This window comes from Diaphorobacter ruginosibacter, from assembly GCF_040396215.1.
In the GTDB taxonomy this organism is placed as follows: domain Bacteria; phylum Pseudomonadota; class Gammaproteobacteria; order Burkholderiales; family Burkholderiaceae_C; genus Diaphorobacter_A; species Diaphorobacter_A ruginosibacter_A.
This window is the reverse complement of record NZ_JBEBOW010000054.1, coordinates 1-22,123: the sequence shown is the minus strand read 5'-3', so window position 1 is coordinate 22,123 and position 22,123 is coordinate 1. Positions and strand designations below refer to the sequence as shown.

Sequence of the window (22,123 nt, the reverse complement as noted above, 5' to 3'; positions counted from 1 at the left end):
CCTCGTCTCGATCGCAAACCTTCGGTTTGCTGGGTCGTGTTAGCAGCTCTTAATGCCCGTGTAATCGTGTCCGGCTTTGGCTGCATGGGGTTACTCAGAGCCAGCGGGATGGCCGTCGTCTGGAGAACATCATGCGCTTGATGGTGTCGTCGCGTTGCACGAAGTGGTGCCAGAGCGCCGCTGCGGCATGCAGGGCGATGAGTGCGTAGCCGACGTCGGCGATCCAGATGTGCCATTGTTTGAACTGGGGCCTGAGTTCGCTGTTGGCCTGCATGAGCGTGGGTAGTTGCAGGCCGAAGAACCAGGGCTGGCGGTCGCCGGCGTTCATCATCAGCCAGCCGAGCAGCGGCACGCTCAGCAAGAGGACGTAGAGCAGCACTTCCACCACCCAGGCGGCGCGTTCCTGCCAGGAGGGAGGGCGGGGTGTGATGGCCGGCCTGCCGGTGGCGATGCGGATTCCCAGCCGCGCGAAGGTCATCAGCCAGATACTGATGCCGAGCGCGTAGTGCCAGTTGCGCATGAGCAGGTAGTTGGGGGAGCCTTTGGGGAAGATGCTCCGGAACTCCATGAGCGCATACACGCATGCGATGAGGATCAGCGTAACCCAGTGAAGCGCGATGAGCGGCGCGGCAAAGCGCACGCGCGGTCCGAGGGAATGCAAGACCAGACTCCTTTTCGTTGCGGGCCAGTTCACCTGGCCCGCGGCAAGGATAGGCGCATGTTGTAACAAGCGCAAGCACGGATGATCACATCGATATAGATCGATGTGTTCTTCGCGGAGTCAGCGCGCTTGACCGTTCACGAATACCTTGAGTTCGCCGCTTTGGAAGGGGGTCCATTCTTCGTCGGACGTGAGCGGCGCGGTCACGACGACGGCTACCTTGTCGTTGGGCGTGGTCTCGGATGCGAAATTGACCTTGAGGTCTTCGTCGCAAAGTTGCGCCTGCATGAAGGGGTGCTTGCGCTCGATGTAGTAGAGGTGGGTCGATGCGTGAGCCCACAGGGCCTGTCCGTTGGAGAGCAGGAAGTTGAAGGTGCCGTGCCGGGCGATGCCGGGGGCAAGCTCGCGCAGGGTGATGGTGAGCTCTTCGATGCTGGGCATGCGGGCGTGCGATTTGGACAGTTCCTGCATGAGCCAGCAGAATGCCTGTTCGCTGTCGGTGCTGCCCACGGGCTGGAAATGGCGGTGCAGGTTGGGGCTGAAGTTCTTGAGGTCGCCGTTGTGCGCGAACACCCAGTAGTGTCCCCAGAGTTCGCGCACGAACGGGTGGCAGTTCTGCAGGCTGACCACGCCTTGCGTGGCCTTGCGGATGTGGGCGATCACGTTCTGGCTGCGGATCGGGTATTCGCGGATGAGCTTGGCGACGGGTGAGTCGATCGCGCGCTCGTGGTCGACGAAGTGGCGCAGTCCCTTGTCTTCGAAGAATGCGATGCCCCAGCCGTCCGTGTGATCGCCTGTCTTGCCCGCGCGCTGGGTGAAGCCCGAGAAGCTGAAGCGCACGTCAGTCGGGGTGTTGCAGTTCATTCCTAAAAGCTGGCACATGCAATGAATGCTTTCGCTGTTCGTGGGGCGGCGCGGGGTGCGCCGCCCGGATACCGCCATAGGTTAGTACAAAACGATGCGGGCGGGGGTCATCCGGCCTTGGCAGCCTTGGCGGGCGCGCGCAACTGGGTGGCGGCGGCCAGCGCGATCAGGCAGAGCGCGGTCAGCAGAACGAAGCATTCGTGAAAGGCGGCGAGCCGTCCGGCTTCCGTGGGCAGCGTGGTGTCCGCGGCATGCACGGCCATGCGCCACTGCAGCACGATACCGCACAGGCTCACTCCGGCGGCGCCGCCCAGCATGCGGATGAAGCTGATGGTGCCCGCGCCCTGCGCGATCAGTGTTTTCTCCAGCGGACGCATGGCGCCGAGGTTCAGGCTGGGCAGGATGAAGCCGAGCCCGATCCGCCCGACGATGATGAAGGCCGCGAGCAGCCACAGCGCCGTGGAGTTGCCCACCAGGATCATCAGCGCGAACGAGAGCGCCAAAAGCCCGAGTCCGATGCTCACGAGCCAGTGCGTGGGCTGCCTGTCGGCCAGCCGTCCCACCAGCGGAAAGGTCAGCGCGAGCACCAGCCCGGCGGGCAGCAGCAGGTTGCCGGCATAGCTGGCCGACAGTCCTATGCCCATTTGCATGAACAGCGGCAGCAGGTAGGTCGAGCCGAACATGGCCGTGCCATAGACGGCCGAGACGATGCAGCCCATCACGAACGGGCGGCAACTGAACAGGCGCAGGTCCATGAGCGGTTTCTTTGCACGCGCAAGCAGCGCCTTCTGCCAGAGGATGAAGCCTGCCAGCAGCAGCGCGGCGAGCACCAGCAGCGCATAGGCCGGGCCGCGCGAATCGCCATGCAACTGCGCCATGCCGTTGAGCAGGCACAGCGTGCCGCCTGCGCCGAGCGCGAGGCCGAGCCAGTCCAGCCCGGCGCTGTTCTCGCCCACCGACGCGCCGCCGGGCGATGAGTGCGGCACGAACTTGACGCCCAGCCATAGCGCCACCAGCGTGACGGGCACCACCATGAAGAAAGTGCTGCGCCAGCCCAGCAGATCGGTGAGCACGCCGCCCAGCGCGGGCGCGATGGCGGGCGCCAGCACGACGCCCATTCCGAAGAGGCCGCCCGCGCGCCCTTGCTCGTGGGGCTGGAAGGCGTGCAGGATGATGACCGCCGGAATCGGCTGGATGATGCCTGCCGCAACGCCTTCGGCCACGCGCGAGGCCAGCACCAGCGGAAAGTGTTGCGCGACGCCGCCCAGGAGGGCGCCCACCATGAGCAGTGTGATCGCGCCGACATAGGTGACGCGGTATCCGAAACGGCTCAGCAGCCATGGCGTGGTGAGCATGGCGACGGTCGATGCCACCATGAAGCCCGAGGTGATCCATTGCGCGCGGGCCTGGCCGAGCTCGAAGTGGGCGCTGATGGCCGGGATGGCCACGTTCACGCTGGTCGATGGAATGAGCGAGGCGATCGTGCCCGCCAGCACGGAGAGCAACAGAAGCCAGCGGTAGCGCGCGCCATAACGCTCGCGCAGCTGGCTGGCCGATGCAGAGCCGCTGAAGGTGGCCTGCAGGAAACCTTTCATTGGCGATCCAGCCAGAGCTTGCCGCCGGTGGACCAGTTCTCGCGCTTGACGTCGGTGATCAGGATGTCCACGGACTCGGGCGAGCCGCCCAGCACCTCCACGCTCACGCGGGTGATCTCCTCGACCAGCTTGCGCTTTTGCTCGACGGTGCGGCCTTCCATCATTTCGATGTGGTACGTTGGCATGTGAGGTCCTTTCCTGGCGGATGAAAAATGAGCGCAAATCATATCGGCAGCTGATGATATTTGCTGGCGCGCGAGCGCATCCGCGCCGCACGGTCGGCGGCTGGCTGGCTGCGCGGGTCAGGACTGGTGGGTATGCTGCGCGGGCTCTGCCGCGCCGCAGTGCGGGCAGATGCAGGAGCGGCCCTTGAGATCGGCGGGTACGCGCGCGAGAGCCTCGCGCGAGACGGGTTCATTCATGCACCAGCAGCTCTCGGGCGGCAGGCCTGCGACAATCGCGCATTGATTGGCCTGCCCGCAAAGCGGGCAGTGGCTGGTGTCGGCGGCTTCGTGTTCTGCGGGGCTCATGAAATACTCCGGTGGCAAGTGTATCGGCAGGGCCCGCACGGCGCCGGATTCCGGATAAAACATTCCATATGATTTTCTATGCAAGCCTGGCGGTGCTGCCGCTGGCTCTCTGGCTGTGGTGGCCGCTGCTCGCGCGGGAGCGGCGCGCGGCGTTCTGGTGGGCGTTTCTTCCCACCATCGCGCTCGGGGCCCTGCCCGCGGCGTTGATCTGGGCCATGCGCCACACGGCGCTCGACTACGTCGTGATCGCGCATCTGCAGGTGGCCAGCGGCTGGATTCTGGCGGCCTTGCTGATCGCATGCCTGCTGGCGTTCGCGCGCGATGTCTGGGGGCTGTTGCTGAAGCTGGCTGGCGGCGCGATGAGCGCGCGCTCGCGCGAAGCATTCACCGTGCTGGGTGTGGCGGCGTCGCTGCTGGTGGCGGGCCTGGGCGTGATGCAGGCGCTGCGGATCCCGCAGGTGCATGAGCAGGACATCGTGATCCCGAACCTTCCCGCCGAGTTCGACGGCCTGCGCGTCGCCGTGCTGGCGGACATCCACGCGAGCCCGGTGAACAATGCGCGCTACGTGCAGGGCATTGTCGACCGCGTGCTGGCGGCGCGGCCCGATCTGATTGTCCTGCCCGGCGACATGGCGGATGGCGATGCCGCCACGCAGGCTGTCAACCTCGCGCCGCTGTCCATGCTGAAGGCGCCGTATGGCGTGTATTCGGCGCCCGGCAATCATGAGTACTACAGCGGCTACGACGCCTGGGCCAGGGTCTATCGCGGCCTGGGCCTGCGCTACCTGGAAAACCAGACCGAGCGCGTGAAGATCAAGGGGCGCACGCTGGCGATCTCGGGCATTGGCGATCCCGCCTATGGCCGGCTGTCGCAGCAGAACGCCGATCCGGCCGTGCCGGAGGGCCCGCCCCCCGACATGGACGCCGTGGCCCGGCAGGCCCGGGGCGCGGACTTCCACCTGCTGCTCGCCCATCAGCCCAAGCTCGCGCGCGAGAACGCGGCCCATGGCGTCGGCCTGCAGATATCCGGCCATACCCATGGCGGCCACATTCTCGGGCTTGATCGCTACATCGTCGCGCCGGTCAACAACGGTTATGTGCGCGGTGTCTACGACGTGGAGCGCATGAAGCTGTTCGTGAGCAACGGCGCGGGACTTTGGGCGGGCTTTGCCGTACGGCTGGGCGTGCCGCCCCGGATCGACGTGCTGGTATGGAGGAAGGGATAGAGCCTCTACCTCACATGGAGATTGCGAGATGTAGGACAGGTTATGTATCGAGTGAATTTTTTGTAATATCCGTGCCTGTTTGCCAGTGATTTTCCGTTTGGCGGTAAATCGGCGGCATGAAGGGATGTTCCGGGAGATTCCGGGCGCTGCGTGAACGTACCGTCAAAAAAGGCAGCAAATGGACGGGAACTCCATGGAAACGGCGGTTAAAACATCCATGAATGATGCTTACGCTCTTTTGCGAGTCGGAAGGGTTTTCCTTTGAATCGTGATTAAAGTGCCGGGGATGTCTTCAATTTCTCCCACATTTTCAGGCAGCCTTTCACGCCGGGATTGGCTGCGCTTTGCCGGTGTCTGCGCGCTGGGCGGCACCATGGTTCTCGCGGGCTGCAAAAATCTGCAGGCCACCGGCGGCAGTTTCCTGCAGCCTTGGCAGGAGCATATGGATTGGACGCCCGAGCGCTGGCGTTCCGTGCTCTCGGGCATGAAGGAGCTGGGCTGCGATTCGCTGTTCCTGCAATGGGTTGCGCTGGAAGGCGAATCCATGCAGACGTGGGATGCGCGCGGCCGGATGCTGCAAACACTTCTGGATCAGGCGGCCAACCAGGGCATGTCCGTGCACATCGGGCTTCCCTATAACCAGGATTGGTGGACTGCCATTGCGCAGGAGGACATCAATGCCGTGAATTCCTACATGCAATCCATCGGCAAGAACTGCATCCAGTACATGCGTTCGGTCACCTGGCAGCAGCACACGGCATTCGCGGGCTGGTACATCCCCTACGAGATCGAGCAATACGACTGGGGCCGGCAGCCACGCCTTGAATTGCTGGCCAACTGGCTCAAGGCGCTGTCGGATGTGGCGATCGAGACCACGGGCCGCGAGCCGAGCATTTCCACGTACTACAGCGAGATGGCCAGCCCCCAGGCGCTCGCGGACATGTGGAGCTATCTGCTGGACCGCGTCATCCTGCGCCCCATGGTGCAGGACGGCGTGGGCGTGCATGGCCTGGCCAATTACGAACGCCTGGAGCCGCTGCACCAGATGCTGTTGCAGCGCGGCGCCAATTTTGACCTGATCGTGGAACTGTTCGATATGGATCAGGATGCGGCGAACGTGGCGGGCGAATTCAGCGCGCACACCGCGGGCGTGGATCGCCTGCGCAGGCAGTGGAACATCGCCGAGGGCTATGGCGCGCAGCGCATCGTCGCGTTCGCGCTCGAGCCCTGGGCGTCGCAGGACTCGCTCGAGGGAATGCAGCTGCGCGGCATCTGGAAGGCGGCCTTCCGCGCGCCGCAGCCGGTTTCGCCCTGACGTGCCGGCGCGCGGCCGCGCGCTCAGATATGCTTGCCGATGATCTCCCGCATGATCTCGTTGGTGCCGCCGAAAATGCTCAACGCGCGAGCATCCGTCCATGCGCGGCCAATGCCGTATTCGGCCATGTAGCCGTAGCCGCCGAACATCTGCAGCATCTCGTCGAGCATCTCGTTTTGCAGTTCGGTGGCGTTGAGCTTGGCCATGGCGGCGGTCGTTGAATCCAGCCCGCCTTGCATATGCTGGTCCAGGCAGTCGTCCAGAAATACCCGCAGCATGGCGGTGCGCGCGGCGACGGTGGCGAGCTTGAAACGCGTGTTCTGGAAGTCGATGACATGGCGGCCGAAGGCCTTGCGCTGCTTCACGTAGTCGCAGGTCACATCCATCATTCCTTCCAGGTTCGCGGCGGCGCGCAGGGCGATTGCGAGACGCTCCTGCGCAAGCGCCATGGTCACATAGCCAAAGCCTTCGTTTTCCTCTCCGATGCGGTTGCCGTAGGGAATCTGGACTTCATTGAAGAACAGCTCGCAGGTGTCCTGCGCGTGCTGGCCGATCTTGCGCAGCGGCTGTCCCTGGGAGAACCCGGGCATGCCGCGCTCCACCGCGAACAGCGTCAGGCCGCGCGCGCCCAGCTCCGGCGCGGTGCTGGCCAGCACGAGAACGAGATCGGCGTTGGTGCCGTTGGTCACGAAGGTCTTGTGGCCGTTGAGCACATAGTGCTTGCCGGTGCGCTGCGCGCGTGTGCGCACCGCCTTGAGGTCGCTGCCCGCGTCGGGCTCGGTCATGGCGAGGGCTCCTATGCATTCGCCCGCCGTCATGCGGGGAAGCCAGCGGTTTTTCTGCTCCTGCGTGCCCAGGTGCACGATGTAGGGCGCCACCATGTCCGAATGAACCGAGAAGCCGATGCCAAGGCAGTTGGCCCGGGCGATCTCCTCGATCACGATGGCGGTATGCCCGAAGTCCCCGCCATGGCCCCAGGGCGCGGGAATCGCGCAGTTGAGCAGCCCGTTGGCTCCGGCCTTGCGCCACAGCGAACGCGGCGTGACGCCCACGGCCTCCCACTGCTCGTAGTAGGGCAGGATTTCCTGCTCCACGAAACGAGTCACCTGCGTCTGCAGCATGAGATGGTGATCGTGGAAGATTTTGCGCATGGCGTGTTCCCGGTGGTGGTGGGGCTGGTGAGGGTCAGGGCTTGTAGTTGTCCGTGGCGCTGCGTTGTCCGCGCAGAACGGGCCTGGCGGCGCTGCCTGTCAGGAACAGGCTGTAGTGCTCGCCGGGCTGCAGCGCCGGCAGGGCGAGCGCTTCGGTGGACACGCCGGCGCAGCTGCCCACGAGCGTCGCCTTGACGGGGTTGATCGCGCGCGCGGCGGAGCCGCCATGGGCAACGGGTGCGAAAAGCGGCGTGCCCGCGGGCGCGATGCCGACCGCGCCCTGCGCGCAGCCGCTGCTGAGGTTGTAAAAGCGCAGGCCGGCCTTGAGCGCATCCTGGGGCGCTCCGGCGGAGTCGTCGATCACGGCAAGCCGCGCGGCATCCTGTTCGCCCGCGGCCAGCAGCGATGCAAAGGTATCGGGCGGCACCTTCATCGGCGCGCTGGCCTTGCCGTTGATGGTGACGGTGAATTCCGAATCGCCCTTGACGATGGCATAGCTGGAGGCGACGGTGTCGCCCGAGAGTGTTTGCCGCGGGCCTTGCGCGATCTGGACCTGGAGCGGCTTTGCGCCCGCGTTGAGCACGCGCACGAAGGATGAGCCCGCCGGCGGGCGCGCCGCATACAGCTGTGCGAAAGCGCCTTCGGCATGCAGGGCGGGCGCCGATGCGGCGGCCAGCGATGCCAGCAGGAGGCCGCGCAGGGCAGGGTGGAAGTGGCGGTGTTTCATGGGAACGGCCTTCAGTTGGCGGCGGCTGCGGCGGGGCGGCTCGCCCGGCTTTCGCGGTACATCTGTTCGAGCTTCTTGCGATCGACTTTTTCGGTCTGCGATATGGGCAAGCCGTGGCAGACGAGCAGCTCCGACGGAATCATGTAGGAGGGAACGCGGCGCGCGAGGATGGCTTTCCAATCCCGCAGCGCTTCTCCGGGCGGGTGCAGCCCGGCGGGTCCGGGATGGTCGGGATCGACGAAACCGACCATGCGCACGATCACGCCATCCGGGCGCCTGAGCGCCACCGACGATCCGGCGCGCACGCCGGGCAGCAGCGCCAGGGCGGCATCCACCTCGGCCAGTTCGATCCGGTAGCCGTGCATCTTGATCTGGTCGTCGCGGCGGCCCCTGAAGGTGACCAGGCCGCGCTCGTCCATGTCGCCCAGGTCGCCGGAGCGGTAGCCGCGCTTGCCGTTGCGCGTGAACATGCGCGTCTCGTTCAGGTCGGGCCGGTTGATGTAGCCGCGCATCACGTGATCGCCGCTGATGCAGATTTCCCCGTCATCGATGAATACCTCGGCATAGGGCTTGGCCCGGCCGATGGGAAAGGGCAGCGGAGCGGCCTCCCGCATGGAGGGATCCACCTCGACCCAGGTGGTCGAGCAGGTGGCCTCGGTGGGGCCGTAGGAGTTGATGATGCGCGATTGCGCAAAGCGCTCCCACATCGCCTCCACCATCGTGGGCGTGAGGGATTCCGCGCCGAACAGGAACACCTTCAGGTCGGGCAGTTCCCCGGCATTGAAGCGCGTATCCAGCAATTGCTGGCGCAGGAAGGACGGCGTGGATGCCCAGACCGAGACCCGCGCATCGGCGAGGTAGCGCGTGAATGCCTCCCGGTCGTCGATGGTCTCGCGCGAGCACAGCACCACCGAACCGCCGCAGGCCAGCGCGCCCACCCAGTTGAAGAGCGAGAAATCAAAGCTGAACAGCATCTGGTCCATGAACACCGGCGCGGGCCCAAGCCCCAGGCAGTCGCGTATCCAGCCGGCGAAAAGGCCGATGCTCTCGCGCCCGATCTGCACCCCCTTGGGGTCGCCGGTGCTGCCCGAGGTGAACATGATGTAGGCCAGCCCTTTCTGTTCGAGCGGGCGCGCCGGGTGGCCGGTGGGCAGGAAGCTGCGGGCCTGCGCGTCATAGCGGGTGGCGGCGCTGACCAGCTCGGTGATGCGCTGGATGCGTTCCTGGGGATTGATGACGTCGATGGGAACGAACGGAACGCCCAGCCGCAGGCAGCCCAGCATGGCCACCACGAACGCCGCCTCCTTGTGGCCCGTGATCACCAGCGGCTCGTCGGCGCGCAGGCCCTCGGCGAGCGCCTGCAGGACCCAGTCATCCACGGCGGCGAGCAGCTCGCCCCAGGTCATGGCAGCCTGCGCATCCTGGATCGCGAGGGCCGATGGGCTTTCGCCGGGGCGGGTGAACTCGAAGCGGTCGAAATCAAATTGCATGTTGTCCTCCAGTCCGGGTTGGTTCCGGCGGGCGGTTGCCGCGCGCGGGTCAGGCCCCGCCGTTGGATTCGATGTATTGCGCGAGCGTGTGCACCGATTGCAGATGCACGTCGATCTCCGAGGGCGGGATCTTCACGCTGAACTGGCGTTCGACGGCAAGGGCCACGTCGACGGCGGACAGCGAGTCCACGAGCCCCGAGTCGATCAATTGCGCGTCGGTCGCCACCGGCGTCATGATGATTCCCTCGATGAGGGTGGCGACCTGGGTTTCGATATCGTTGATGGGCATGGTGGAACTCCTTTGTGGAAAGATCAGAACTGGAAATACAGGAAACGTGTTTCCTTGTGCAGCGTGGCCACGCACAGCGCCAGCAGCAGCAAGGTGGCGATCAGCCAGCCGGGGCTGGGCCGCCATTGCAGCAGCCGGCTCGGATTGGCGAGCGTCTTGAACAAGGCGGGGGAATGCCCGCCCAGGATCTGGTGTGCGTTGGGCGTGAACCAGGTGATGCACAGCAGTGCAGCGATGTAGAAGAACTGCAGGTGATGGCCGATGAGCAGCCGCCACGCGTCGCCGGCGGGAAGCCCGGCGACGTGCGCGAGGGACTCCAGGCTCTCGAAGCCGCGCAGGCCCATCATTCCCGTGAGCAGTTGCCATGCGCTGTGCATGCCGTCGGCGCGGAAGAATGCCTGTCCGATCAGGACGGCGATGAACGTGATCAGCACGCTGGCCGCCTTGGCGGCGGGGCCGTTGTGGCGTTCGGAGGGCGGCTTCTTTCCGACCACGAAAATGCGCCAGCCGTGGTTGATCGACAGGCACAGCCCGTGCCAGATGCCGAACACCAGAAACTGCAGTCCCGCGCCGTGCCAGATGCCTGCCAGCCCCATGGTGAACAGGGTGGGAACGATGATGGTCGCGGCGAATCCGCCGGGCGTCCTGGCGGCGCTGGAGCCCACGGGCATGTCGCGTTTTTCGCGGGCGCGCGAGATCGCCATGGCGGCCGGATAGTACAGATAGGACGTCAGATAGCGCGTGAGCGTGATGTGCCAGCGCGCCCAGAAGTCCACGATGCTCGCGGCCTTGTATGGCGAGTTGAAGTTGAGCGGGAAGCGGATGCCGAACATCTTCGCCAGGCCGAGCGCCATGTCGGAGTAGCCCGAGAAATCGAAATAGATCTGCAGCGCGTAGCTCATGCTCGCGGCCCAAGCGCCCCAGAATCCCAGCTCCGATGGGGCGGCGAAGCCCGCGTCGGCAAAGGGCGCGATGCCATCGGCCAGCAGGACTTTCTTGGCGAGCCCGATGACGAACAGCGCGCCGCCGATGGACAGGTTGTCCGCCCTGAAGCGGTAGTTGGCCGGGTCGGCGAACTGCGGAATCATCTCCTTGTGATGAAGAATCGGACCGGCGATCAGGTGGGGGAAGAACGTCACGAACAGCACGTAGCTGAGAAAGCCCTTTTCCTTGACCAGGCCGGAGCGGCAATCGAGCAGAAAGCCGATCTGCGTGAAGGTGAAGAACGATATGCCGAGCGGCAGGATCAGCGTGTCCATGGCGCCATGCGCGAGTCCCCATTCGCTGAGGAAATTGAACAGCGCGGCGAAATACTTGTAGTGGATCAGCACCGCCAGATCGATGATGACGCCCGCGCTGGTCACCAGCAGTTGCCTGCGCGGCGAGCCGACGCAGCGCAGGATCAGCAGGCCGACCGCATAGTTGAAGAGGATCGACGCCGTGAGCAGCGCGACGAACTGCGGGTTCCACCAGCCATAGAAAACGAAGGACGCCACGCACAGCCAGAACGCCGCCAGCCGCAGGCTGACGCGCCCGGCCGCGTAGTAGCCCATCAGCGCGATCGGCAGGAACAGCAGCAAAAAGATGTAGGAGTTGAACAGCATGGCGGGTCAGGGAGCGGGCGGTGCGGGCAAGGCGGCCAGCGCTTTCTTTTCGTCGTCGGTGAGCGGCAGCGAGAGCGTGTTTTCCGAGAACTCCCAGATCACCAGACGCAGGCTTTGCGGCCAGCGATCGGCTTGCGCGACGGCCTTGAGCATCGCGCCGGCGAACTGGCCTCCATCCATGCTGAGGTTCCAGACTTCCTGCCCCAGGGCCTTGCCAAGCCATCCGGCGAAGTTGCTGCGCAGGCCGTTGGAACTTCCGGCAAGCAGCACCCGAACGGGCGGTGTCTCGTCGAGCAGGCCGCCGCCGCGCACGGGCGTGACGGTCTGCTCCGGCACGAGTTCGATGTCGGGCCGCCACAGCGGCGCCGCATGCTGCAGGCCGGACAGCGTGAGCAGATCGCCCATGCGCGGGCGGGGCTCGGTGGGGGGCGAGACTTCGAATTCCTGGCCCCCGCGCTCGCCGCCTAATTGCACGAGCGCCTTGCTGGCGACGGCCTGCGCGGCGCGCTGCGCGCCAGCGGCGTTCATGTGCACGTCGGTCCGGAAGAACATGGGCTCCTTTCGCCCTTCGAGAGCGCCGCGCAGGTCCACGAAACCGATGGCGTTGCGTGCCAGTGTCCGTGCGAGCATGTCATAGCGGGCGTGCAGCGTCTGCGCCATCGTGCGGCCGCACAGATGGCGGGCCTCCACGCGCGCCTTGTCGGGAACGGCGACGACAAGCAATTGCACATTGCGCCGCAGCAGTTCGTCATGCCAGTGCTTGAGCAGTTGCAGGCGCTCGGTCACGACGCTGGCGGGCGTGCCCGGCGGCGCGCGCAGGCCGTCCTGGTAGAACATCCACTGCGGGCAGCCCAGCACCACTTTCTCGCCGAGGTCGCCAAAGAAGCGGTACCGTACCGATGCGTTGACCGTTTCGATGGCTGCCTGGCCCGGCAGCCTGAGCGATTGATTCAGCGCTGTCTCGGCTGCGCCTTCAAGCCATGCGGCCACGGTTTTCCTGTCCGGCGCGAGCCGCGCCTGCGCGAGCGACCACAGGCCCACGAGCAGGCCCACGGCGAGCAGCGCCATCCACACGAACGCGCTGGCGCCGTGCGCGTTCGCGGGCGAGGATGAAGGGGCGCTCAGGGGCTTGTTCATGGCGGTCCTGCTTTTATGGGTTGATGGCGCGGGTGACCCGCTGCATCCACTCGTCGTCAGGCATGACGGATGCGTTGTCCCAGAGACCGGCGGCATCGGGGCCCTGGTTGAAGTTGGGCTCGTACATCTGCCACACCAGCACCTGGGGGCTGTGCTGGCGGAAGGCGGGCGATTCCAGGTATTCGAGCAGCATCACCCACGGGCCGATGTTGCCCGGTTTCCAGTTCAATGAAACCGGCCGGTCGATGGCGTTGGAGAGCTTCTGCGGAAAGCCGAAATAGGGCTGCACCATGCTGTGGCCGGTCACATGCACGGGGGCGGGCGCGTCGTCGAGCAGGCCCTGGCCTTCGGCCTGGCGGCGGATGGTATAGATCTCGCGGCCGATCTTCTTTTTCTCCTCGGGCGTGAGAAAGAGTTCGGCCAGGTCGCCGTAGCGCCGCTCCTTGGTGGTGTCACCGAGCGCCGTGCCGGAGCCGGACTGGCCGGCGAGCTGCGCGACGTCCCGTCGGATCGCGTCGGCGGTGGCCAGCGCGGTGGCATCGGCGGCGTCCTGCGTCCAGTGCTGATCGGTGCGGTAGAAAACGTTCTTTCCGGATGCCTGTACCGACCTGAGCACCGCGAGGTCGTCGAACGTGGCGATGCCGGCCTGCTGCAGCTTGCCGAGGATGAGCTGGTAGCGCTGCCGCACCTCGGGGCTCACCTGCCTGTCGTCGGGCAGCAGGGACTCATAGAAATGGACCTTGTCGGGCAGCATCAGCACTTCGAGCCTGATGCCCTTGGAGGCCAGCAGTTCGTTGGTCCTGGCGATCATGCGCACGGATTTGTCGATGCCCGCGGGGTCCACGTGCGTGAGGCTGCCCCAGCCCGCGAACAGCCAGCCTTCCTTTCCCTTGATGATCAGCGCGGAGCCGTCCGCCGCCCAGGCGAATGCGGCCGTCATCAGCGCGGCGGCGGCCAGATATCTGGCGTGGCCGCATGCGCGCCGCCACAGCGGCGGCGAAGAGGGATGGCGTGTCTCCTGCATGATCGATGTCCTCCTGTTCAGTGTCGGGTGTGGGGGCGGGGCTGGCGTCAGTACCAGACGGACAGGCTCATGAACCATCCCTTGGCGCGGTCCGCCTGCCCGCCGCCCACGTTGGTGCGGTACTGGATGGTCCAGTCCATGTAGGAGCGCGGCGCGTTGTAGTGGTCTTCGCGGAACGCATAGCGGAGGCTGACGCCCGCGCCGACGCCCGAGGCCCAGCTCGAGCCGTTGCCGAGCACCGCCATTTCCTGCGCGAAGCCGGGAACGCGGGCGCGGTAGTTCTGGCGCTGGAAATCGACGGCGGCCACCAGGTGCGGGAAGATCAGCAGGTGGTCGCTGACGGAGTCCATCCGGAAGCTCCTGCCTACGCGCACCTCGGCGTTGGCAAACCATTGGTCGCGCCTGTACCGGCCTCTTTGCCGTGGCGAGCGCTCGCCGGTCGATGCGTCCGTGGTCCAGAAATTGGCGGACAGGTCCTCGCGGTAATAGCCGGCCTGCAGATAGCCTTCCATCGTGAACCAGCTGTCTTTGTCGAAGCGCAGGCCCGTGCCTTCATAGAACCCATAGGTGGCGTATGCCAGCCAGCCGCCGCTGCTCGCGCTGCCGTCGAAGTTGATGGTTTGCGCATTGCCGACGACGGGCGCGCCGGGCTGTGACGGATCGCGCCCGCTGAGCTTGCAGCGCAGCTCCGCCGAGGCCGGAGTGACGGTGCCCGTGCGCGTGCCCGTGCCCAGCAGGAACCTGCGCTCCAGGCCGAGGGTGAACGCATAGTCGGTCGAGGGCGTGAAGCGCACGCCCACCGATCCCAGCGTGGTGGGGAATCCTGAAACCCCGTCGAATTTTCCACCGCTGACCGGCGACGGCAGTCCGGTGCAGGGGTCGATCACCGATTGGTCGTACGAGACGGAGGAGCCGTTGCGCAGCGTGTTCATCACGCGCCCGTACACCTCGAAGACCTGTGTCGGGCCATTGAGGAATTGCTGCGGCCGCCAGAAGATGTCGGCGGAGCTGAACACCGAGTCGCCCGCCGTGGTGATGGGCGTGCCGTTCAGGCCGGAGCCCGCCGGGCGCGCGCCGCGGTAGCTGGCCGATACCGATGCGCCCCATCCGCGCGAGAGCCCGGCCACCGAGCTGCGCGTGAAATAGCGCTGCTCGGGCGTGAGCTCCAGCTCTCCGTTGTCATCCATGTCGATGGCCTGCTTGAGCGCCTGGATGGCCTCGGGCTTGCGGCCCGCGCTGGCGAGCGCGAAGCCTTCGTCCAGCACCAGGCTGGGGGGCGCCTTGCCCGTGTCCCTGGCCGCCTGGAAATCCCGCAGCGCCTTCTCGGGCTCGCGCTGGCGCTGGTAGAGATAGCCGCGCTGCATCAACAGCGATGCGTCGTCGGGATGTTCCTGCAGCGCGGAGTCCAGCCGGGTGAGCGCGAGCGCGCGCTGCTCGTCGTTGCCCGCCGCCAGCGTGATGGTCAGCAGCAGCTGCATGGCGGGATTGTCGGGCGCCTGCTCCACCGCGATCCGGGCCTGGGCGATGGCTTCCTGGTAGTCCTGCCGGCCATAGGCCGCATACGCCTTGGCGCTGGCCGATCCCGTCATGGATTCGTCGGCAGGCTTCATCTCGCATGCCGTTCCGTAGGGCGTGTCATGGCAGTCCTGAAACGGCGGCGGGTAGTTGCCGGTGGTGAGCTTGCGCGGCGGCCTGGCATGCTGCCCGGCCAGCGCCAGGCGGTCCGCGACCGGCTTGTCATCGGCGTCGAGCGGCGCGAGCAGCGCCTTCACGCGTTCGTGGTCGCCCGCGGCGAGCGCGGCGTCCGCCGCGATGAGGCGGATGCTGGCGCGCTGGTCGTCGTCGAGCCAGTCCTGCGCGATGGCTTCGTCGAAGTCCTGGTTGGCCAGCTCCGTCTTGTTCTGGCGCTGCCTGAGATAGCCGCGAAAGACCAGCGAGGAAGTGTCCTCGTCATCGCGCTTGAGCGCCTCGGATGCGGTCTCCTCCGCGGCCGGGAGCTGGTTGCTGTACAGCAGCGCGGTCATCAGCAGGAGCCGCAGGCTCTGCGCGTCGGGCGAGAGCCGGACCGCTTCGCGCGCCTGCGTGGCGGCGCCGCCGGGGTCGTTTTCGGAGAGCGCCTTGTATGCGGCGATCGTGGGTTCGGTCGAGAGCGATCTGAGCAGGCTCTGCTTGCGGGCGATCAGGTCGTTGGTGTTGGGCGCGCCGAGCGCGAGGGCGGTATCGGCCGCCTCGATGGCCGCCTTGGGCTGGTCCTGCGCTTCGAGCGCCGAGATCCAGAGCAGCGCCCAGGCTCCCTGGCTGGGATCGATGCGCACGGCCTGCTCCGCGAGCCTGGCGCTGGACTCGTATTTCTGGGCGTTGTAGTCGGCGAACGCCTCGGTCGCCAGGGGAAACGCCTGGCGGTAGGCTTCGCTGGCGGGCGAGGCGGATGGCGCCTGGAGGTTGGCCTTGGCCGCGCGCAGTTCATCGGACTGCAGGCCCGCGGCTTCGGCGGCTGCGACGGCTTCGAGCGCCTGTGCGTTCTTGCCCAGTTTCTGCAGCGAATAAATCTGCAGCATGCGCAGGCGCAGCAGATCGGGCCGCAACGCGATCGCGCTCCTGGCCTGCTGTTCGGCCTGCGCATAGCGGCCTGCCTTGAAGCTCGCATAGGCCTGGTTGGCGTGGCGCCAGGCCTTGCCCGTGAGCGGCGCTTCCTTGCGGCCGGCCTTCTCGGCGGATGCGGCCGGAGCGGCGGCACACACGCTGGCGCAGGCGCATGACACCATCAGCGCGGCCATGGCGGCGCGTGAGAGCCTGGCGGCGGTCATGCGGCCACCTCGGCTGCGAGCGGCGCGGTGCGCGAAAACCCATCCACGTATTGCTGGTAGGAGATGGCTTCGTTCAAGGTGTTCTCGTCCAGGTGCTTGTTCTGCACCAGGATTTCACCCAGCGGCAGGCTGATGCTTTGCTGGTGGTTGAGCGCGATGTTGAGCTGCTCTTCGCTGATCACGCGCCAGCTGATGAGCAACTGCCCCAGGGTCTGGCGCTGTTGCTGGAGCTGGTCGGCGGACGGGAAGTCGTGCATGGTCTTGTCCCACGCCAGATGCTTGCCGGTGACGAGGTGGGTGAGGTACAGCCGCCATGCGCGCGCCGCCGCCATGGCGTTGATGAAGTTGCCGACCACCATGCGCGGGATGGACAGGAGCGCGTGCTCCCAGCCGTACAGCCGTTGCACGAAGAACGCGCGCTGCCCCACGCGCAGCAGCAGCGCGATGGCGTTCAGCGCGATCAGCGTGCCCACCCAGCCGCCCGGCGAGAACACCGACGGGTAATAGGTGTCCCACAGCCCGGCGCGGGCCATGAACCAGAAGGCCAGGAAGTTCAGCAGCAGGAAGTAGCCGCCGATGGCGATGAAGGCGGTCACCAATCCCTTGCGGTCGCGGAACAGCAGGTACTTGACGGCCAGCGATCCCTTCCAGCCCACCTGGGACCAGCCTTGCAGGCCGATGCCGAGCGTCCAGCGCGCTTTCTGGCGGTAGGCGGTGCGGAAGGTGTTGGGAAAGTATTCGCGGATGTCCAGCGGCAGCGTCTGCGAGGACTCGCGCTGGCGGCCCAGTCCGAACCAGCTCTTGCGGTGCGCCGTGCGCTCCACCAGGAACTGGCCGAAGATCTGCTTCATGCCCATGCGCGACAGGCGTGCGCCGATGTCGTAGTCCTCGGTCAGCGTGTCGGTATTGAATGGCTGGTTGTCGGTCTGCGCGGCGAGGTATTCGAGCGCCTTGCGGGAAAAGCACGTGCCCACGCCCGCCGACGGCACCATGTGCGACATTCTCTCGCGCACCACCAGGTCCTTGGAATGCCACTCGGCGAACTCGTCCATGTAGGTGCCCGCCACCAGCTCGTACCAGTTGCGTTCGATGGACGCCACCGGCAGCTGGATGAAGTCGAAGCGCGGCAGCAGGTAGTTGTAGTACTTGAGCTCCAGCGGATGCAGCAGGTCTTCGCTGTCGTGCAGCACGATGCCGGCAAAGGGCACGGACTGCTGCGCGTTCTGTTTGAAGATGGCCTGCACCAGCCAGTTCAGGCAGTCCGCCTTGCAGGTGGGGCCGTCGTGCGGCACTTCCACGCGCACCAGCTGGCGGTAGCGGCGGCGCATGCGCTCGACCTCGGTTCTGGTCCGCTCGTCGTTGCGGTACGTGCCGACGAAGATCATGTAGTTCTTGTATTCGAGCGTGTTGACCATGCTCTCGAGCATCATGGCGATGACGTCGTGCTCCAGCCATGCGGGCACCATGATGGCCATGGGCTGCTCGGGCGCGGCGCGGATGGTGGCGCTGCTGAGCGGCGGATAGTGCGGCAGGAAGAAGCGCCGGTAGAGCTGGCGGCCCCAGAACCAGGCGTCGACGATCAGGTCATCGACGCTGGAGATGAAGATGATCACCGCGACTATGACGCCGACGATTTCGAGCCAGCGGTAATAGTCGGCAAGCAGATACGGAAGATAGTGGCTGGACATCATGATGTACCTCCGCTTGGTCCGGGTTTGCGCCGCTTGGCGGCACGCGTTGCAATCATGGAAGCAATGAGAAGCGCGACGAACAGGATCAGCAGCCCGAGCGTGACCGGAACGCCCCATGAGAAGAGGCTGCGCCATTCATACATCGGGCCGGCGTCGCTGGCCTCGGACGCCAGTGCGACGTTGCCGGAGCCATCGACCCATGCCACGTCCGCGCCGGGCCCCAGCAGCGCAAGCGGAGCGCGGTTGACGAGCAGTCCGGTGGCCTCGGGCCAGGCGTTGTCGCCGAGCGGATACCACAGCAGGCCGGCCTGGCCGGATGCCTGCGCCACCTGCATCACGCTGACCATGGCGCTTTGCCGGGCGGGCCATGGAAGGCCTTGCACCGGGCGGTCGTGAAAGCGTATTTCGCCGCCCTTCAGGGAGACGGGCGAAGTCGCGTCCCGCAGCGCGACTCCCGCGGCGACGAAGGGGCGCGTGGGGGTATAGGGCTTGCCTTGCTCGACCAGCACCAGCCGCGCCGCGCTGGGCGAGAGGTTGGCAGCCGACGCCAGATGGATGGCGGCGGAGAGGCCCTCGCGCGCCTGGCTCAGAAAGCCTTCTGGCACGGCCATTTCCGCGTCGAACCCGAGACGGGGAATGAGGTCGGAGAACGCCGGATTCCTGGGCAGCCCGGCGGGCGCGGCGGAGCTGAACCGCACGTTGAAGTCGAGTGCCGTGGCGGGCACCGCGGCAGCCTTGCCGCAGCCGCCCGCTGGCGCGTCCTGCTCCAGGGCGACCTGCAGCAGATTGAGGGCGCTGAGCGCATAGACGGGGATGTCCGCCTCCAGCGTCTGGCGCTGCCCGTCGGCGCCTTGGAGCTGCCGCGCCGCCAGCAGGATGCCGTTCCAGCGCAGCACGCCGACCGGCTTCTGGCTGGCCGCCTTGGCGGGGAGCGTGAACCCGATCTGCACATGCGCCGGCGTATGGCTGCTGGTCGCCGGCGGCAGCATGGCGAAGGTGGCGGACCAGCTTTGGGGCGCCTGCACCAGATACTGCCCGCGCGCGGGGTCGTCGGAGGCGCGCACCAGCGCATGATCGGCCTGATTGGCCGCCGTGCGCGCGGCGCCATTGGCGGTGGCGCTCAGGCGCAGCCATCCGGCGTTGTCGCTGATGGCCGCCAGGCTGGCCGCGCCGCTGGCGGGCACCGCCCATACGGGGTGCGCTCCCAGCGGCATGCGGCTGAAGGGGGCGACGGACACGTCCTTGCCGGCCAGCGGCATCTGCCTTTCGCGCCATTGGGCGAGAAGGCGCAGCGTGTCGTCATCCGTGATCTGCGCGGCCAGAGCATCGAGCGCACTCCCGATCTGGGTGCGCAATGCGGAGTCCACCACCACGACGTCGGCCAGCACGTCGGCGGCATCCAGCATCAGGAGCGCCCCGACTTCAGCGGCATTGGCGATGGTGTGGTGGGCGCTGCCGTCAGCCAGCGCCGCGAACGCCGGGATGGCGGCGAGCCCTTGCGGAATGGCCAGCGTCCTGGTGTCCACCACGTCGCCGACGGCGGGCAGCGTATGCACGGTCGCCGGGCGTCCCTGGCGCGCCATGACGATGCCCACGCGCCACGCGGTGTCGAACGTCTCGGAATTCAGGGGCGGCGCGGCGACCAGCAGGAAGGGCCGGTCGGGCAAGGTGGAGGCGCCTTGCGTCCAGGCTGGCGCAGCCGTGTCCGCGGCCGAGGGGTAGTAGGACAGGTAGCTTCCGGGATCCAGCGCCACGCCCCCCGCTGGCGCGGAGTCGCAGCCGTCTTTCGGCATGGCGCCTGCCTGCATTCCAAGTCGCGCTTGCCCCTGTGCCGCCGTGATGGGCAGCCGGTTGTTCATCTGGCGCGTGTTGCCGGACGATGCGGCGGTGGATGCGGATGCCTGCACGCCGTTGACGGCAAAGGACGCCGTGGGCTGGTTCGCGGGTGTCGTCACCAGCAGCGAGCGCGAGCCGTCGCCCGCATGCACCGGGAAATAGAACTCCTGCATGGAGCCCGCGGGCACGTTGATCGACGAGCCGAGCAGCCCCATGGTGGACAGCGAGATGCGGCGCTCGAACCGCTGGCCTTGCGTCAGTTGCGCAAGGCTGTCGCTCAGCGCGCTGGCCTGCGCGCCAGGGTGCGCGGTGAGCAGCGCCAGCGCCACCACGCTGCCGACGAGCAACTGCGCGCTGTTTTCGGGCGCGGGCCGGGAAGGCGTTCTCCGGAGCACGGGCATGCGGCACCTTAGTGGCTGGAAAGAGAGGGGCTGGATGCGTGGGCTCGTGCTCCATCCGCGTCGCCAGCCGCCGCGCCGAACTCCTGGAACGGCTGGCCGAGGAGCGCCGCGATGATGCGCCCGGAGGCCTCGCCGTCGCCATAGGGGTTGATGCGGCGCGCGAAGGAGGCATGCAGCTCGGGCTGGTCCAGCAGGTGCTCGACGGCCTGGGTGATGCGCTGCGTGCTCGTGCCGACGATGGCGACCGTGCCCGCGGCGACGGCTTCCGGACGCTCGGTGACTTCGCGCATGACCAGCACGGGCTTGCCGAGGTAGGGCGCTTCTTCCTGGACGCCGCCCGAATCGGTGAGGATGAGATGCGCGCGCTGCATCATCCAGACGAAGTTCAGGTACTCCAGCGGCTCGATGAGATGGATGCGCTCGCAACGGGACAGCGTGGACATGACGACATCGCGCACCGCCGGATTCATGTGAACCGGATAGACGATCTGCACGTCGCCGCGCTGCGCCAGTTGTGCTAGCGCCGCGCAGATGGAGCGAAACCCCTCGCCGAAGCTCTCGCGGCGGTGGCCCGTCACCAGGATCAGCTTGCGCCCGGAGTCCATCCACGGGTAGCGCTGCGCCATCTGCCGCGCCAGCGCGGCATCGCCCCGCAGCCTGTCGCAAGTGGCTGCAAGCGCGTCGATCACCGTGTTGCCGGTGACGAAGATGCGCCCCTGGAGATGCTCATGGAGCAGGTTCGCCTTGGACGTGAGCGTGGGCGCGAACATCCATTCACTCACGCAATCGACCACCCGGCGGTTCATTTCCTCGGGAAAGGGCATGGCGAGGTTGCCCGTGCGCAGGCCCGCCTCCACGTGGCCGACGGCGATGCGGCGGTGAAAGGCGGCCATGGCGCATGCGCAGGCGGTGCTGGTGTCGCCATGCGCCAGCACCACGTCGGGCCGGACCTCGGCGAGCACGTCATCCACGCCGGCAATGGTCCTGGAGAACAGTCCGTTGAGGGTTTGATTGGGCTGCATCACAGCCAGATCGAAGTCGGCCCGGATCTGGAACAGCGACATCACCTGATCGAGCATCTGCCGGTGCTGCCCCGTCACGCAGACGAGGCTTTCGATCTCAGGAGTACGGGCCAGGCGCTGAACGAGGGGCGCCATCTTGATGGCTTCGGGACGTGTACCGAAAACGGAAAGTATTTTCATTGCGGCATCCGATTGCAGAGCAACCCCTCGGTTGATTGCGCCATGCGAGGCCGGGCTTGGGGTGGGCATCCAACGAGACCGGGCCGCCATGGCGGGAAGTGTCTGAACAACTAAAAACTATCAAAAATTAAATTTCAATAGCTTCGATTGTTTACAGAATTCTGGAACTCGCAATGAATTGGGCGAGGGAAATTGTTGTTGCTTTGTTGCTTTTGTGATTTCAGCGTTGGAGCTGTCAGCATGTTTTTCGTGAAGAAATAAAAATTCGTCACATAAGACGTATTTCGTATCAATTACGTTTTTCTTCATTGATGCAGGCAGTCACTTCCTCTTCGGGGCTTCTGTTGTCGCATCGTCGGGGAAACGGTTTCGTTCACGAGGAAAGAGAGACGGGCGGCGGCAGATGGCGATAAGTAGGTAGCCCGGGTTTTTTGAAAATGAGAATTGTTCTTTTTTGCTGTCGTAACGCCTGCATTCATTTACTTTTAATAACTTACGTGTAGACACGTTTGTAAAGATGAATGATTGGAAACAAGATCCCCGGGCGGCAACAAAAAGGACTACACGCTTCCC

Annotated in this window: 19 protein-coding genes; 2 read left to right on the top strand and 17 right to left on the bottom strand. The window is 66.0% G+C overall.

The window, feature by feature from the left end; all coding sequences use genetic code 11:
- Positions 1-94: 94 nt before the first annotated feature.
- The 5 genes from ABWP92_RS08805 to ABWP92_RS08785 all read right to left on the bottom strand — a co-directional run bounded on the left by ABWP92_RS08805 (position 95) and on the right by ABWP92_RS08785 (position 3,650).
- Positions 95-661, bottom strand: coding sequence for a cytochrome b (locus ABWP92_RS08805; RefSeq protein WP_353234999.1), 567 nt, complete (start codon positions 659-661; stop codon positions 95-97).
- 120 nt (positions 662-781) lie between these two features.
- Positions 782-1,543, bottom strand: a complete 762-nt coding sequence (locus ABWP92_RS08800; protein WP_353234998.1) for a class II glutamine amidotransferase — start codon at positions 1,541-1,543, stop codon at positions 782-784.
- Positions 1,544-1,632: 89 nt separating this feature from the next.
- A complete protein-coding gene (locus ABWP92_RS08795; RefSeq protein ID WP_353234997.1) occupies positions 1,633-3,120 on the bottom strand; it encodes a DHA2 family efflux MFS transporter permease subunit in 1,488 nt (495 codons plus the stop codon).
- On the bottom strand, positions 3,117-3,347 hold the full coding sequence (locus tag ABWP92_RS08790) for a 4-oxalocrotonate tautomerase (protein WP_353234996.1): 231 nt from the start codon (positions 3,345-3,347) through the stop codon (positions 3,117-3,119). Before ABWP92_RS08790 ends, ABWP92_RS08795 begins: the two co-directional genes overlap by 4 nt.
- A gap of 75 nt (positions 3,348-3,422) precedes the next feature.
- Complete coding sequence (locus ABWP92_RS08785) at positions 3,423-3,650, bottom strand: cysteine-rich CWC family protein (RefSeq protein ID WP_353234995.1); 228 nt, start codon at positions 3,648-3,650, stop codon at positions 3,423-3,425.
- Positions 3,651-3,718: 68 nt separating this feature from the next.
- Here ABWP92_RS08785 and ABWP92_RS08780 point away from each other — a divergent pair, with 68 nt between their 5' ends.
- Both ABWP92_RS08780 and ABWP92_RS08775 read left to right on the top strand, forming a co-directional pair.
- The gene (locus tag ABWP92_RS08780; RefSeq protein ID WP_353234994.1) at positions 3,719-4,876 is read left to right on the top strand and encodes a metallophosphoesterase; all 1,158 of its coding nucleotides are present in this window, start codon (positions 3,719-3,721) and stop codon (positions 4,874-4,876) included.
- Between the two features lie 286 nt (positions 4,877-5,162).
- On the top strand, positions 5,163-6,191 hold the full coding sequence (locus tag ABWP92_RS08775; RefSeq protein ID WP_353234993.1) for a DUF4434 domain-containing protein: 1,029 nt from the start codon (positions 5,163-5,165) through the stop codon (positions 6,189-6,191).
- Between the two features lie 23 nt (positions 6,192-6,214).
- Here the strand turns inward: ABWP92_RS08775 and ABWP92_RS08770 are convergent, their stop codons facing one another.
- From ABWP92_RS08770 to ABWP92_RS08715, 12 genes are all read right to left on the bottom strand, one after another.
- On the bottom strand, positions 6,215-7,342 hold the full coding sequence (locus ABWP92_RS08770) for an acyl-CoA dehydrogenase family protein (protein WP_353234992.1): 1,128 nt from the start codon (positions 7,340-7,342) through the stop codon (positions 6,215-6,217).
- Between the two features lie 34 nt (positions 7,343-7,376).
- Positions 7,377-8,069 carry an alginate O-acetyltransferase AlgF gene (locus ABWP92_RS08765; protein ID WP_353234991.1) on the bottom strand — a complete coding sequence of 231 codons (693 nt, stop codon included), beginning with the start codon at positions 8,067-8,069 and terminating at the stop codon, positions 7,377-7,379.
- Positions 8,070-8,080: 11 nt separating this feature from the next.
- The gene (locus ABWP92_RS08760) at positions 8,081-9,559 is read right to left on the bottom strand and encodes an AMP-binding protein (protein WP_353234990.1); all 1,479 of its coding nucleotides are present in this window, start codon (positions 9,557-9,559) and stop codon (positions 8,081-8,083) included.
- Between the two features lie 49 nt (positions 9,560-9,608).
- Positions 9,609-9,848, bottom strand: a complete 240-nt coding sequence (locus ABWP92_RS08755; RefSeq protein WP_353234989.1) for an acyl carrier protein — start codon at positions 9,846-9,848, stop codon at positions 9,609-9,611.
- A 23-nt stretch (positions 9,849-9,871) separates the two neighbouring features.
- Entirely contained in the window at positions 9,872-11,452 is a 1,581-nt protein-coding gene (locus ABWP92_RS08750) for an MBOAT family O-acyltransferase (RefSeq protein ID WP_353234988.1), read from the bottom strand.
- Positions 11,453-11,458: 6 nt separating this feature from the next.
- Positions 11,459-12,589, bottom strand: a complete 1,131-nt coding sequence (locus ABWP92_RS08745) for an alginate O-acetyltransferase AlgX-related protein (protein ID WP_353234987.1) — start codon at positions 12,587-12,589, stop codon at positions 11,459-11,461.
- Between the two features lie 13 nt (positions 12,590-12,602).
- Complete coding sequence (locus tag ABWP92_RS08740; RefSeq protein ID WP_502907490.1) at positions 12,603-13,613, bottom strand: alginate O-acetyltransferase AlgX-related protein; 1,011 nt, start codon at positions 13,611-13,613, stop codon at positions 12,603-12,605.
- 47 nt (positions 13,614-13,660) lie between these two features.
- Entirely contained in the window at positions 13,661-16,420 is a 2,760-nt protein-coding gene (locus tag ABWP92_RS08735; RefSeq protein ID WP_353234986.1) for an NfrA family protein, read from the bottom strand.
- Positions 16,417-18,108: a glycosyl transferase family protein gene (locus tag ABWP92_RS08730; RefSeq protein WP_502907491.1), complete on the bottom strand. Its 1,692-nt coding sequence runs from the start codon at positions 18,106-18,108 to the stop codon at positions 16,417-16,419. The genes ABWP92_RS08735 and ABWP92_RS08730 overlap by 4 nt, the downstream gene beginning before the upstream one ends.
- Entirely contained in the window at positions 18,108-20,348 is a 2,241-nt protein-coding gene (locus tag ABWP92_RS08725; protein WP_353234984.1) for a hypothetical protein, read from the bottom strand. The genes ABWP92_RS08730 and ABWP92_RS08725 overlap by 1 nt, the downstream gene beginning before the upstream one ends.
- An 8-nt stretch (positions 20,349-20,356) precedes the next feature.
- Complete coding sequence (gene wecB, locus ABWP92_RS08720; protein ID WP_353234983.1) at positions 20,357-21,550, bottom strand: non-hydrolyzing UDP-N-acetylglucosamine 2-epimerase; 1,194 nt, start codon at positions 21,548-21,550, stop codon at positions 20,357-20,359.
- Positions 21,551-21,871: 321 nt separating this feature from the next.
- On the bottom strand, positions 21,872-22,123 hold a 252-nt coding region (locus ABWP92_RS08715), incomplete at its 5' end, for a hypothetical protein (RefSeq protein WP_353234982.1).